The organism is Dictyoglomus turgidum DSM 6724 (assembly GCF_000021645.1).
GTDB classification, from domain to species: Bacteria; Dictyoglomota; Dictyoglomia; order Dictyoglomales; family Dictyoglomaceae; genus Dictyoglomus; species Dictyoglomus turgidum.
The window spans coordinates 1,014,610-1,026,638 of record NC_011661.1; the positions used below are offsets into that span (position 1 = coordinate 1,014,610).

The 12,029-nt window shown below is 36.0% G+C and carries 25 protein-coding genes; all 25 read left to right on the forward strand.

Going from position 1 to position 12,029, the window contains the following annotated elements:
• Nucleotides 1-7 precede the first annotated feature (7 nt).
• The 25 genes from rplC to rpsM are packed head-to-tail and all read left to right on the forward strand — an operon-like array spanning nucleotide 8 to nucleotide 12,001.
• Nucleotides 8-655 carry a 50S ribosomal protein L3 gene (gene rplC, locus DTUR_RS05005; RefSeq protein ID WP_012583345.1) on the forward strand — a complete coding sequence of 216 codons (648 nt, stop codon included), beginning with the start codon at nucleotides 8-10 and terminating at the stop codon, nucleotides 653-655.
• 15 nt (nucleotides 656-670) lie between these two features.
• Complete coding sequence (gene rplD, locus DTUR_RS05010; RefSeq protein WP_012583346.1) at nucleotides 671-1,300, forward strand: 50S ribosomal protein L4; 630 nt, start codon at nucleotides 671-673, stop codon at nucleotides 1,298-1,300.
• On the forward strand, nucleotides 1,297-1,584 hold the full coding sequence (gene rplW, locus DTUR_RS05015) for a 50S ribosomal protein L23 (RefSeq protein ID WP_012583347.1): 288 nt from the start codon (nucleotides 1,297-1,299) through the stop codon (nucleotides 1,582-1,584). The genes rplD and rplW overlap by 4 nt, the downstream gene beginning before the upstream one ends.
• Nucleotides 1,585-1,597: 13 nt before the next feature.
• The gene (rplB, locus tag DTUR_RS05020) at nucleotides 1,598-2,440 is read left to right on the forward strand and encodes a 50S ribosomal protein L2 (protein WP_012583348.1); all 843 of its coding nucleotides are present in this window, start codon (nucleotides 1,598-1,600) and stop codon (nucleotides 2,438-2,440) included.
• A gap of 14 nt (nucleotides 2,441-2,454) precedes the next feature.
• Nucleotides 2,455-2,739: a 30S ribosomal protein S19 gene (gene rpsS / locus DTUR_RS05025; protein WP_012583349.1), complete on the forward strand. Its 285-nt coding sequence runs from the start codon at nucleotides 2,455-2,457 to the stop codon at nucleotides 2,737-2,739.
• A 15-nt stretch (nucleotides 2,740-2,754) separates the two neighbouring features.
• Nucleotides 2,755-3,099, forward strand: coding sequence for a 50S ribosomal protein L22 (gene rplV / locus DTUR_RS05030; RefSeq protein WP_012583350.1), 345 nt, complete (start codon nucleotides 2,755-2,757; stop codon nucleotides 3,097-3,099).
• 1 nt (nucleotide 3,100) lies between these two features.
• Complete coding sequence (gene rpsC / locus DTUR_RS05035; protein ID WP_012583351.1) at nucleotides 3,101-3,838, forward strand: 30S ribosomal protein S3; 738 nt, start codon at nucleotides 3,101-3,103, stop codon at nucleotides 3,836-3,838.
• A complete protein-coding gene (gene rplP / locus DTUR_RS05040) occupies nucleotides 3,825-4,244 on the forward strand; it encodes a 50S ribosomal protein L16 (protein ID WP_012583352.1) in 420 nt (139 codons plus the stop codon). Before rpsC ends, rplP begins: the two co-directional genes overlap by 14 nt.
• Before the next feature lies 1 nt (nucleotide 4,245).
• On the forward strand, nucleotides 4,246-4,449 hold the full coding sequence (gene rpmC, locus DTUR_RS05045) for a 50S ribosomal protein L29 (RefSeq protein WP_012583353.1): 204 nt from the start codon (nucleotides 4,246-4,248) through the stop codon (nucleotides 4,447-4,449).
• An 18-nt stretch (nucleotides 4,450-4,467) separates the two neighbouring features.
• Nucleotides 4,468-4,806, forward strand: a complete 339-nt coding sequence (gene rpsQ / locus DTUR_RS05050; protein WP_012583354.1) for a 30S ribosomal protein S17 — start codon at nucleotides 4,468-4,470, stop codon at nucleotides 4,804-4,806.
• Nucleotides 4,787-5,149 (forward strand): 50S ribosomal protein L14, encoded by a 363-nt coding sequence (gene rplN, locus DTUR_RS05055; RefSeq protein ID WP_012583355.1) that lies wholly within the window; start codon nucleotides 4,787-4,789, stop codon nucleotides 5,147-5,149. Before rpsQ ends, rplN begins: the two co-directional genes overlap by 20 nt.
• A 12-nt stretch (nucleotides 5,150-5,161) precedes the next feature.
• A complete protein-coding gene (gene rplX / locus DTUR_RS05060) occupies nucleotides 5,162-5,479 on the forward strand; it encodes a 50S ribosomal protein L24 (RefSeq protein WP_012583356.1) in 318 nt (105 codons plus the stop codon).
• Nucleotides 5,480-5,498: 19 nt separating this feature from the next.
• The gene (gene rplE, locus DTUR_RS05065) at nucleotides 5,499-6,038 is read left to right on the forward strand and encodes a 50S ribosomal protein L5 (RefSeq protein ID WP_012583357.1); all 540 of its coding nucleotides are present in this window, start codon (nucleotides 5,499-5,501) and stop codon (nucleotides 6,036-6,038) included.
• 26 nt (nucleotides 6,039-6,064) lie between these two features.
• Nucleotides 6,065-6,250, forward strand: coding sequence for a type Z 30S ribosomal protein S14 (locus DTUR_RS05070; protein ID WP_012583358.1), 186 nt, complete (start codon nucleotides 6,065-6,067; stop codon nucleotides 6,248-6,250).
• Nucleotides 6,251-6,261: 11 nt separating this feature from the next.
• Nucleotides 6,262-6,657: a 30S ribosomal protein S8 gene (rpsH, locus tag DTUR_RS05075; protein WP_012583359.1), complete on the forward strand. Its 396-nt coding sequence runs from the start codon at nucleotides 6,262-6,264 to the stop codon at nucleotides 6,655-6,657.
• A gap of 15 nt (nucleotides 6,658-6,672) precedes the next feature.
• Nucleotides 6,673-7,215: a 50S ribosomal protein L6 gene (gene rplF / locus DTUR_RS05080; RefSeq protein WP_012583360.1), complete on the forward strand. Its 543-nt coding sequence runs from the start codon at nucleotides 6,673-6,675 to the stop codon at nucleotides 7,213-7,215.
• 15 nt (nucleotides 7,216-7,230) lie between these two features.
• A complete protein-coding gene (rplR, locus tag DTUR_RS05085) occupies nucleotides 7,231-7,599 on the forward strand; it encodes a 50S ribosomal protein L18 (RefSeq protein WP_012583361.1) in 369 nt (122 codons plus the stop codon).
• Nucleotides 7,600-7,615: 16 nt separating this feature from the next.
• The gene (gene rpsE, locus DTUR_RS05090; protein WP_012583362.1) at nucleotides 7,616-8,146 is read left to right on the forward strand and encodes a 30S ribosomal protein S5; all 531 of its coding nucleotides are present in this window, start codon (nucleotides 7,616-7,618) and stop codon (nucleotides 8,144-8,146) included.
• Nucleotides 8,143-8,589 (forward strand): 50S ribosomal protein L15, encoded by a 447-nt coding sequence (gene rplO, locus DTUR_RS05095; protein WP_012583363.1) that lies wholly within the window; start codon nucleotides 8,143-8,145, stop codon nucleotides 8,587-8,589. Before rpsE ends, rplO begins: the two co-directional genes overlap by 4 nt.
• On the forward strand, nucleotides 8,589-9,848 hold the full coding sequence (gene secY, locus DTUR_RS05100) for a preprotein translocase subunit SecY (RefSeq protein ID WP_012583364.1): 1,260 nt from the start codon (nucleotides 8,589-8,591) through the stop codon (nucleotides 9,846-9,848). The genes rplO and secY overlap by 1 nt, the downstream gene beginning before the upstream one ends.
• Entirely contained in the window at nucleotides 9,845-10,492 is a 648-nt protein-coding gene (locus tag DTUR_RS05105; RefSeq protein WP_012583365.1) for an adenylate kinase, read from the forward strand. Before secY ends, DTUR_RS05105 begins: the two co-directional genes overlap by 4 nt.
• Nucleotides 10,489-11,241: a type I methionyl aminopeptidase gene (gene map, locus DTUR_RS05110; RefSeq protein ID WP_012583366.1), complete on the forward strand. Its 753-nt coding sequence runs from the start codon at nucleotides 10,489-10,491 to the stop codon at nucleotides 11,239-11,241. Before DTUR_RS05105 ends, map begins: the two co-directional genes overlap by 4 nt.
• A 16-nt stretch (nucleotides 11,242-11,257) precedes the next feature.
• On the forward strand, nucleotides 11,258-11,509 hold the full coding sequence (infA, locus tag DTUR_RS05115; RefSeq protein ID WP_012583367.1) for a translation initiation factor IF-1: 252 nt from the start codon (nucleotides 11,258-11,260) through the stop codon (nucleotides 11,507-11,509).
• Nucleotides 11,499-11,612 (forward strand): 50S ribosomal protein L36, encoded by a 114-nt coding sequence (rpmJ, locus tag DTUR_RS05120; protein ID WP_012548601.1) that lies wholly within the window; start codon nucleotides 11,499-11,501, stop codon nucleotides 11,610-11,612. The genes infA and rpmJ overlap by 11 nt, the downstream gene beginning before the upstream one ends.
• 14 nt (nucleotides 11,613-11,626) lie before the next feature.
• Nucleotides 11,627-12,001 carry a 30S ribosomal protein S13 gene (gene rpsM / locus DTUR_RS05125; RefSeq protein ID WP_012583368.1) on the forward strand — a complete coding sequence of 125 codons (375 nt, stop codon included), beginning with the start codon at nucleotides 11,627-11,629 and terminating at the stop codon, nucleotides 11,999-12,001.
• The last annotated feature ends 28 nt before the right edge of the window (nucleotides 12,002-12,029 follow it).

A 12,029-nucleotide genomic window follows, 5' to 3' on the forward strand; every position in this document is an offset into this window, starting at 1 on the left:
AAACGCTATGGCAGCTCCTACGACAAAGGCAATATTAGGAAGAAAAATTGGAATGACTCAAATATTTACTGAAAATGGTGAGATGGTCCCTGTTACTGTTATTAGAGGGGGACCTTGTCTTGTGCTTAATGTGAGAACAAAGGAAAAAGATGGGTATGATGCTATCCAATTAGGTTTTGAACGTTGTAAGGAGTCAAAGCTCAATAAACCTCAGCTTGGTATATTTAAAAAATTAGGACTTCCACCTTTTAGAATTATAAAAGAAGTAAGAGTAAAGAATCCTCTCGATTATACAAAGGGGCAGGAAATAAGAGTTGATATCTTTCAAGAAGGTGAGTTTGTAGATATTACTGGCAAAAGTAAAGGTCATGGTTTTACTGGGCACATAAAGAGATGGAATTTCTCGAGAGGAAGAATGTCACATGGTTCTAAGTTCCATAGAAGAAGAGCTTCAATTGGTGCTGGTGGTGTCCAACATGTGATGAAGGGTCAAAAGATGGCTGGTAGGTGGGGTAATGAGACCATAACCGTTCAAAATTTAAAAATTGTCAAGGTAGATAAAGAAAAGGATCTCATCTTAGTAAAAGGTGCTGTTCCCGGTCCTACTGGAAATTTGTTGATTATTAGAAAAGCTGTTAAGAAATTAAATGCCTAGGAAGGGGATAAGGATATGATACAAGTACCTGTATATAACCAAAAAGCAGAGAAAGTTGGAGAGATAGAATTAAAGGAAGAACTTTTTGGCGTGGAAAGAAGGCCTGATCTTTTTTATACCTGTGTTGTTATGCATCTTGCTAATGGAAGACAAGGGACTCATTCTACTAAAAGAAGAAGTGAAGTAAATAGAAGTGGTAGAAAAGTTTGGCCTCAAAAAGGTACAGGGCATGCAAGACAAGGAGATAGAAAAGCTACTCATTGGGTTGGTGGTGGAAGACCTTTTGGTCCAAAGCCAAGGGATTATTCTTATAAGATTCCTAAAAAGATGAGAAGACTTGCTATAAGATCTGCCTTATCTACTAAACTTAAAGAGAATAATTTAATTATTTTGGATAAAATTGAATTACCTCAACCTAAAACTAAGGAGTTAGTGAATATTTTAAATAATTTTGGTTTAGCTGATTCAAAGGTACTTATAGGCGTTCCAACTAAGGATGAGAACTTAAAAAAAGCGGCAATGAATCTTGAAAGAGTTAAGACAATGATAGCGTCAGTTTTAAATGTATATGATTTGCTAAAATATGATTATCTTATACTTACTGTTGATGCGATACCAGTCTTAGAGGAGGCATTTTTGAAATGAGAGATCCTTATACTATAATTTTAAAACCTATATTAACAGAAAAGAGCCTTAATCTTGCCAAACAAAACAAATATGTATTTGAGGTTGATAGAAATGCAAATAAAATAGAAATAGGAAAAGCTGTAGAAGAAATATTTAAAGTAAAGGTAAAAAGTGTAGCAGTTATTAATGAAAAACCTAAAAAGAGAAGATTAGGAATCTCTCAAGGATTCACTTCTACTAAAAAGAAAGCTATAGTTACCTTGGAGCCGGGTCATAAAATAGAGCTTATCAGTGGAGTATAGGAGGTAGAAAGATATGGGTCTTAAAAAGTTTAAACCAATTACGCCCGGATTAAGACATTTAATATTGCCTGATTTCTCTGAAATAACAAAAGAAGAACCAGAGAAATCGTTATTAAGGCCACTTAAGAAAAGTGGTGGTAGGAATAATTTTGGACATGTAACCACTAGATTTAGAGGTGGTGGGCATAAAAGACTTTATAGAATTATTGATTTTAGAAGAGATAAAGATAATATTCCTGCTAAAGTTGCAAGTATAGAGTATGATCCTAATCGTACTGCAAGAATCGCTTTACTACATTATGCTGATGGCGAGAAGAGATATATTATTGCTCCAGAGGGGTTAAAGGTTGGAGATATTGTCATGTCTGGAGAAAATGTGGATATTAAAGTTGGGAATAATTTGCCCTTAAAGAATATACCTGATGGTACGCTAATCCATAATTTAGAGCTTTATCCTGGAAGGGGTGGGCAATTGGTAAGGGCTGCGGGAACAGCAGCTCAGATTCTCGGTAAGGAAGGCAAGTGGGCTTATGTGAGGCTTCCTTCGGGTGAAATAAGGTTATTTGACTTAAATTGTAGAGCTACTATTGGTCAAGTGAGTAACGTGGATCACCAAAATGTTTCCTTAGGAAAAGCAGGAAGGAGTAGATGGTTGGGTAGGAGACCTCATGTTAGAGGTTCTGCAATGAATGCTGTGGATCATCCTCACGGTGGCGGTGAGGGTAAGGCTCCTATAGGGCATCCAAGTCCTCTAACTCCATGGGGCAAACCTACCCTTGGATATAAGACAAGAAAGAAGAGAAAACCCTCAGACAGATTTATAATTCAAAGAGCAAATGATAAAAAAGAGAAGTAAAAGGGGAGGAGCACATGGGTCGTTCACTTAAGAAAGGTCCTTATGTAGATCCTAAGCTACTTAAAAAGATTAGAGAGCTAAATGAAAAAGGAGAAAAGAAGATAATTAAAACCTGGTCAAGAAGATCAGTTATAGTACCAGAAATGGTAGGACATACTATTGCTGTATATAATGGTAGAAAGCATATACCTGTTTATATTACAGAGAATATGATAGGACATAGGCTCGGTGAATTTGCACCAACCAGGACATTTACAGGACACAGAATACCAACAGCTCGTATTACGGCTATTAAATAGGGAGGTTAGATTTTTATGATTGAAGTAAAAGCAGAAAGTAAATATTTAAGAGTCTCTCCCTATAAAGCAAGGAGAGTTATTGATCTTGTAAGAGGGAAAATGGTAGAAGAAGCAGAAGCAATATTAGAAAATCTTCCTCATAAATCTGCTCGTTTAATATTGAAATGTCTTAGATCTGCAAAGGCTAATGCAGAACATAATTATGGTTTAAGAGCTGATAGACTCTATATATCTAAAGCCTTTGTAAATGAGGGTCCTAGGTGGAAAAGATTAAATCCTAGGGCAAGAGGAAGAGCTGATATTATACAAATTAGAAATAGCCATATAGTCATTTATGTAAAGGAGAAGGAGGAAGAATAAAATGGGCCAGAAAACACATCCTTATGGATTTAGGTTGGGTATAACTAAGGATTGGAAAAGTCACTGGTATGCTGAAAGGTCTGATTATTCCTCCCTACTACATGAGGACTGGGCTATAAGGAATTACATTAAGAAAAACTACTACCAAGCTGGAATTTCATTGATAGAAATTGAAAGAAAAGCAGCTAATAGAGTGGATATTACTATACATACTGCAAGACCTGGAATGTTGATCGGACGTGGAGGAAGCGAGATAGAAAATATAAGAAAGAATTTGGTTAAATTAACAAACAAGAGTGTATTTGTTAATGTTCAAGAGGTCAAGAATCCAGAGTTAGATGCTCAACTTGTTGCGGAAAATATCGCTACTCAAATTGAAAAGAGAATTAATTATAAGAGGGCTATGAAACAGGCAATAAATAGGGCATTAAGAGCTGGAGCCAAAGGCGTAAAGGTTATGTGCAGCGGTAGATTGAATGGTGCTGAAATTGCACGCTCTGAATGGTTTAGGGAAGGGAGAATACCTTTACAAACCTTGACTGCGGATATTGATTATGGTTTTGCAGAAGCCTTTACTATATCGGGTGTAATAGGGGTTAAAGTTTGGATATATAAAGGCGATGTTCCAGAGTTACATAAAGAACCTATTCAAGAGCTTCCTGAAAAGGCTGTACCAAAGAAGATAGAGGATGAAGATCTTTACGAGAAAGATGAGGTGAACTACGATGTTGATGCCTAAAAGAGTAAAATATAGAAAGCAACATCGTGGGAGAATGAAAGGAAAAGCCTCACGGGGAAATCGTGTGGTTTTTGGGGATTATGGTATTCAAGCTTTGGCTCCTGCTTGGATTACCAGTGAACAAATAGAGGCTGTAAGAAGAACTTTAACAAGACATGCAGGGAAAAATGGTAGAGTTTGGATTAGGATTTTTCCTGATAAATCGGTAACTGCAAGACCAGCTGAAAGTAGAATGGGCGGAGGAAAAGGAGATGTAAAAGGATGGGTAGCAGTGGTAAAACCAGGAACCATACTATTTGAGATTGGAGGAGTATCTAAAGAGATTGCTATGGAAGCCATTAGAATTGCTGGTAGTAAACTTCCTATTAAAACTAGGCTTGTAACAAGAGAAATAGGTGGTGAGTGATATGGCAAGAAGAACTTCTGAGCTAAGAGAAAAAACTGATTCAGAACTTCTGGAAGAACTTAAAAATTTAAGAGCGGAGCTTTTTAATTTGAGGCTTCAGCAGACAACAGGAGGACTTACTAATCCCCATAGAATAAAAGCAGTTAGAAAGGATATTGCTCGTATCCTTACTATTCTTCGTGAGAGAGAGTTAAAAAAATCTTAAATTTAAGGAGAGATGTTCATGAGAAGTAATAGGAAAGAGATGATAGGAAAAGTAGTAAGTGCAAAAATGCAAAAAACTATTGTGGTTTTGGTAGAGCAAACCTATACTCATCCTTTATATAAAAAGACTGTAACGAGAAGAAAAAAATATAAGGCTCATGATGAACATCAAGAAGCTAGAGAAGGAGATATTGTTCTTATCAGAGAGACAAGACCTCTCTCTAAGGAGAAGAGGTGGAGATTAGTCAGAATCATAAAGAGGGGAGAAATAGCTCCAACTATTTCTGAAGAAGAAAACTTGGAAAATAATGAAACTACAGTTGGGGTAGGTGATATAAATGATAATGCCTCAAACTAGGTTAGTTGTTGCAGATAATACTGGTGCAAAAGAAATAATGTGTTTTAGAATACTTGGGAAAAAGAAAGTTGCCCAAGTAGGGGATATTATTGTTGCTAGTGTTAAGGAAGCAGTTCCACGTTCTAACATAAAAAAAGGTGATGTGGTTTATGCTGTGGTTATAAGAACGAAGAGAACTATTAAGAGGAAGGATGGTTCTTGTGTGAGATTTGATGATAATGCTGCAGTGATTATAGATAAAGAAGGAAATCCAAGAGGGACAAGAGTCTTTGGTCCTGTTGCAAGGGAGCTCAGAGACAAGAACTTTATGAAGATTATTTCTTTAGCAACAGAAGTTATATAGAGGTGAAGTAATATGGATATCAAAAAGGGAGATCTAGTATTAGTTATTTCTGGTAAAGATAAAGGGAAAAGAGGAAGGGTTATTTCTGTTCTTCCTTCAGAAGAGAAGGTTGTAGTAGAAGGAGTGAACATTGTTAAAAAACATACAAGACCTACAGCAAAAATGAGACAAGGTGGAATTATAGAAAAACCAGCTCCTCTATATAGATGTAAAGTAATGTTAATATGTCCACATTGTAATCAACCTACAAGAGTTAAACACACTTTTCTTGAAGATGGAAGAAAAGTAAGGGTCTGTTCTAAATGTAAGGAAATCATTGATCGGGTCTAATTGAAGGAGGAAGATTAGTATGGAGGTTTTAAGAGAGAAATATATTAAAGAAGTAGTCCCTGCAATGATGAGGAAGTTTGGATATAAAAATCCAATGGCTGTACCTAAGATAGAGAAAATTGTAGTTAATATTGGCGTGAGCGAGGCTGTCCAAAATCCTGGAGCAATAGAGGCTGCGGCAAGAGATTTAGCAATAATTACAGGGCAGAAACCTATTGTAAGAAAAGCACGTAAATCTATCGCTAATTTCCATTTAAGAAAGGGAATGCCTATTGGATTAAAAGTTACTTTAAGAGGAGAAAGAATGTACGCCTTTTTATATAAGTTAATAAATCTTGCTCTTCCCAGGGTAAGGGATTTCTCTGGAGTTTCTCCTAATTCCTTTGATGGGAGAGGAAACTATTCTTTAGGTTTAAAAGAACAGTTGGTTTTTCCAGAGATTGAATATGATAAGATTGATAGGATTAGAGGTATGGATATTACTATAGTTACTACTGCTAAAACTGACGAAGAAGCTAAGGAGCTTTTAGCTCTTTTAGGAATGCCCTTTAAAAAATAAAATAATGAAAAGCGAGGGAGGTTATTGTGGCAAAGAAATCTCAAATAGTAAAGTGGCTCAAGCCTAAGAAATATAAAGTAAGAGAGTATAATAGATGTAGAATTTGTGGAAGACCAAGAGGTTATATTAGAAAATTTGGGTTGTGCCGTTTATGTTTTAGGGAGTTGGCTCTAAAAGGTGAAATACCAGGTGTAAGGAAAGCAAGTTGGTAAGGAGGGTTGCTATGACTGTAACAGATCCTATTGCTGATATGCTGGTTAGAATAAAGAATGCTAATATGCGAAGGCATCCTACTGTAGATGTTCCTTACTCTAAAATGAAGGAAAAGATCATAGAAATTCTTTTAAGAGAAGGGTATATTGCTAAATATGAGGTTATTGGAGAAATACCTCAAAAATACATAAGAGTTTATCTAAAATATAAAGGTAAAACTCCTGTAATTCAAGATGTTAAAAGAGTAAGTAAACCGGGAAGAAGATATTATGTGAATAAAGAAGAAATTCCAAGGGTGTTAGGTGGACTTGGAATTGCTATTTTATCTACCTCTAAAGGTATAATGACGGATAAAGAGGCAAGGCTTTTAGGTATTGGCGGAGAACTTATTTGTATGGTATGGTAGAAGGAGGAATAAATTATGTCTAGGATAGGAAGAAAGCCAGTTCCGATACCACAAAATGTACAAGTTGAAATAAAAGACGGAAATTGTGTGTCAGTAAAGGGACCCTTAGGACAGATTGAAAAAACTTTTAGTCCTTTACTGACTATTAAAAAAGTTGATAACCAAATAGTTGTAGAAAGGCCTAACGATGAGAAATTTGTGAAAGCTTTGCATGGTCTAACAAGAGCATTAATTAATAACATGGTATTAGGTGTGACTCAAGGATTTGAAAAAAGATTGGAATTACAAGGAACAGGGTATAGGGCAAGAGTTCAAGGTAATAAACTTGTTTTGGAAGTAGGTTTTTCTCATCCTGTAGAGTTAGAAATTCCTACAGGGTTAACAGTGTCGGTTCAAGATAATACTAAAATTAGTGTTAAGGGAATTGACAAGGAACTTGTAGGACAGTTTGCGGCTATTGTTAGGAGTGTAAGGCCTGCAGAACCTTATAAAGGCAAGGGAATAAGATATGAAGGCGAGAAGATAAGGCAAAAAGCTGGTAAAGCAGGTAAAAAATAGGAGGTTTGACAGGGTATGATTATAAAAAGATCTAGGAAAGAGCTTAGAAGAATAAGACATTTAAGAATCAGAAAAAAAATAACAGGTACTCCAGAAAGGCCCAGGTTAGCAGTTTATAAAAGTTTAAGATATATATATGCTCAGATTATTGATGATACAAAAGGGCATACTTTAGTTGCAGCTTCGTCTTTAGAAAAGGAATTGAGGAGTCAGTTGAAATCTACTAAAAATATAGAAGCAGCAAAATTGGTAGGTGAGGTTATAGCTAAGAGAGCTTTAGAAAAAGGCATTAAAAGGGTTGTATTTGATAGAGGTGGATTTTTATATCATGGGAAGGTAAAAGCTCTTGCCGATAGTGCAAGGGCTGCAGGACTTGAATTCTAAAAAAGGAGGGAAAACCTTGAAAGAGTTAGAACCGGTATTAAAAGAAAGGGTTATTGAGATAAGAAGGGTAGCAAAAGTAGTTGCTGGAGGTAAGAACTTAAGATTTAGGGCTCTAGTAGTGGTAGGAGACGAACAAGGAACAGTTGGGGTTGGAATAGCAAAAGCTGCGGAGGTTCCTGATGCTATTAGAAAAGCTATAAGAAAAGCAAAAAAGAATGCTGTTAAGGTTTCTATAAGTAAGGGTACTATTCCTCATGAGGTTGTAGGCAAGTTAGGTGCTTCTAAAATACTACTTAAGCCTGCAGCTCCTGGTACAGGTGTGATAGCAGGAGGAGCAGCAAGGGCTGTATTAGAACTTGCTGGAATCAAAAATGTTTTAGCAAAGGCTCTCGGTTCTACTACTGCTGTAAATCTTGCTCAGGCAACTTTTGAGGCTCTTAAAAAGTTGAGATCTCTCCCTGAAGTAGCTGAGATGAGAGATAAGAGAATTAATGAAATAATCGGCTTAAAGACTGAGAGTAAGGGAAATGAGGAGGGAGAAAATTGAAACTGTTTGAATTAAAACCTAAATTAGGTTCCAGAAAGAAGCCTAAGAGAGTTGGCTGTGGTTATGCAGCCTCTGGAAAGTATGCTGGAAGAGGAATGAGTGGACAAAATGCGAGAACAGGAGATGGTGTAAGACCTGGTTTTGAGGGTGGCCAAACTCCTCTTACAAGACGTCTTCCAAAGATGGAAGGTATCCCAAGAGCTCCCAGAAGAAAATATACTGTAGTGAATTTGTCTACTTTAGAGAAAAAATTTGAGGCAAATGAAGTAGTTGATCCTAATATTCTTTTAGAAAGAAAAATTATAAAAGAAATAGGATTTGGGGTAAAAATTCTTGGAGATGGTGAATTGACAAAACCTCTTGTTGTAAAAGCACATGCTTTTTCTGAAAAAGCCCGTGAGAAGATTGAAAGTGTGGGCGGAAAAGCTGAGGTGATTGAATAGTGTTTGATACTTTGGTTAGAGCTTTTAGAATACCTGATTTAAGAAAAAAAATATTATTTACTCTTTTTATTTTTGCCGTTTATCGATTGGGAGCTCATATTCCGGTTCCAGGAGTAGATAGAGTAGCATTGGCTAACCTCTTTAGGAGCCAAGGAGCTTTGGGCTTTTTGGATCTATTTACAGGGGGAGCTCTTTCTCGTTTTTCAATTTTTTCCATGGGAATTATTCCATTTATTAATGCTTCCATTATGATGGAGCTTTTAACTGCGGTGTTTCCCTCCTTAGCTGAATTAAAAAAGGAAGAAGATGGGAGAAAGAAATTAACAAGATATGCAAGAAATTTATCAGTTCTTCTTGCTGCTATAGAAGCTTTTGGCTTAACTATATTTATGCATAATTTCAAAGTAATCCCTAGCTTGAGCCCACTTTACGTCATAAGTAGCGTAATAACTCTTACTGCTGGAAGTACTTTTATTATGTGGCTTGGAGAGCAAATATCCCAATATGGTATAGGAAATGGAGTTTCACTTTTAATATTGACATCCATAGTTGCCCGTTTTCCTACAGATCTTGCTAGGACCTTTGCGCTGCTCAGTAGGGGTGAAATTGGAATACTTAACGTAATAGCATTCTTTGCTTTATTAATCCTTATAATAATTGGAGTTGTCTGGGAGGAAAGCGCAGAGAGGAGAATTCCAGTTCAGTATTCTCGTAGAATAGTAGGGAGAAGAGTTTATGGAGGTCAGAGCACTTATCTTCCTTTAAAGCTGAATCAAGCTGGAGTTATACCAATAATCTTTGCAATAACCATCTTAATGGTACCTCAAACTTTTATCCCTGTAGCTAAGGTTAGTTGGCTGAAAGCAATTCTTGGTATCTTTTCTCCTAATTCTGTTTTATATCCCATAATATATTTTCTGTTAGTTTTGGGGTTTACTTATTTTTATTCCTCTATAGTTTTTGACCCTGCAGATCTTGCGGAGAATTTTAAAAAGTATGGAGGATTTATTCCTGGAGTTAGGCCCGGAAAGCCTACTGAAGAATATCTTGCAAAGACTTTAAATCGTTTAAACTTTTTTGGTGGTGTCTTTCTTGGTATTATTGCATTGCTTCCTACTTTTATTGAAAGGCTAACTGGAGTAACGGAGTTTCAGCTTGGTGGAACAAGTATATTGATTATGGTCGGAGTAATCCTTGAGACTATAAAAACCTTAGAAGCTCAAATGATAATGAAAAGTTATGAGGGGTTTTTAAGATGATGAAAGCAATAATTTTCTTAGGACCTCCAGGTGCGGGTAAAGGTACTCATGCTAAAGAAGTAAGTCAGATTTTGAACATTCCTCATATCTCTACAGGTGATATTTTTAGAGAACATGTTAAAAATCAAACTGATTTGGGAATTAAAGTAAAAAGCTATTTAGATGCTGGAAAGTTAGTTCCTGATGAGGTGGTTTGGGAAGTAGTAAAAGATAGAATAGATAAAGAGGATTGTAAAAATGGTTTTATTTTAGATGGATTTCCAAGAACGATTCTGCAGGCAGAGATGTTAGAAAAGTATTTAAAGGAGAAAAATGCAGACATAAAAGTAATTTATCTTGATGCTCCTGATGAGTTAGTAATTAGAAGGCTTTCTGCAAGAAGAGTCTGTAAAAATTGTGGAGCAATATATAATTTAATATCCATGCCTCCTAAGAAAGATGGTATTTGTGATATATGTGGGGGAGAATTATATCAACGAAGCGATGATAAACCCGAAGTTATAAAACAAAGATTAGAAACTTATTATAAAGAAACGCAACCCTTAATTGATTATTACAAGAATAAGGATATTATGTATACTATTAATGCCGAAAAAGAGAGAGAAGAAGTACTAAAAGAAATTCTAAAGGTGATTAACGAATGAATATTTTTCTTAAGAATAAGGAAGATATTGAAATAATGAAAGCAGGAGGAAAGATATTAGCAAAAATATTAAAAGATATGGAAAAGGAATTAAAAGAAGGAATGACTACATATGACTTAGCAAGGATTGCAGAAAAACTGATGAAGAATTATGATGTTAAACCTGCCTTTAAAGGATATAGAGGTTATCCTGAAGTTATTTGTGTTTCTATAAATGAAGAGGTAGTTCATGGCATACCAAGTAAAAATAAATATATAAAATCGGGAGACATTGTTAGCATAGACATAGGTATAGAATATGAGGGGTTTTTTTTAGACGCAGCTAAGACTTATCCTATAGGCGAAGTATCTCCTTTAGGATTGAGATTGATTCAAGTTACGGAAGAAGCACTATGGAGAGGTATTACAAAGGCACAAGTAGGTAATAGGCTTTCTGATATTTCCTGGGCAATTCAGGAGTATGTAGAGAAGAACGGGTTTAATGTGATTAGAGATTTTGTTGGACATGGTATAGGTAGAAGTTTACATGAGCCTCCTAATGTATTAAACTATGGTCCTCCTGGAATGGGGCCTATATTAAAAGAGGGACTTGTTATTGCTATTGAGCCTATGGTAGTGACAGGAAGTTATGAGGTAAAAATCCTTGAAAACGGATGGACTGCAGTTACTAAAGATGGTGGATTGGCAGCTCATTTTGAGCATACTGTAGCAATAACTCCAAGTGGACCTCTTGTATTAACAATGGAGTAGAAGATTGGAGGGCCATATGGATAAAAAGGATAGAGAGGTAATTGAGGTGACTGGTACGGTAAAAGAGGCCTTGCCAAATGCAACTTTTAAAGTACAATTAGATAATGGTTTAGAGATTTTGGCTTATATATCTGGTAAGATGAGAATGAATTTTATAAGGGTAATGCCTGGTGATAGAGTAAAAGTAGAATTATCCATATATGACCTTTCTAAGGGCAGAATCATATACAGATATACTAATAAGGAGGGTAATAAGGATGAAGGTTAGATCCTCAGTAAAAAAGATATGTGAAAAATGTAAAATAGTAAGAAGAGGCGGTAGAGTCTTTGTAATATGTGAGAATCCAAGACATAAGCAGAAACAAGGATAGGAGGTGTTTAGTAAATGGCACGTATTGCAGGAGTAGACTTACCAAGTAATAAAAAAGTGGAGATTGCTTTAACATACATATACGGTATTGGACGTACCACAAGTAAGAAGATTCTTCAAGCTACTGGGGTGGATCCAAACAAGAGAGTTAAGGATCTTACTGAAGAAGAAATAAGTAAATTGAGGGAAGAAATTGAGAATAACTATAAAGTGGAAGGGGATCTAAGGCAAGAAGTGGCAGCAAATATTAGAAGGCTTATTGAAATAGGTTGTTATAGAGGTATAAGGCATAAGAGAGGACTTCCAGTTAGGGGACAGAGAACTCGTTGTAATGCCCGTACTAGGAAGGGCCCAAGGAAGACTGTGGGGGCTAAGAGAAAGGAAAAATAAAAATTAAGGTTTAGGAGGGAAATAGGAT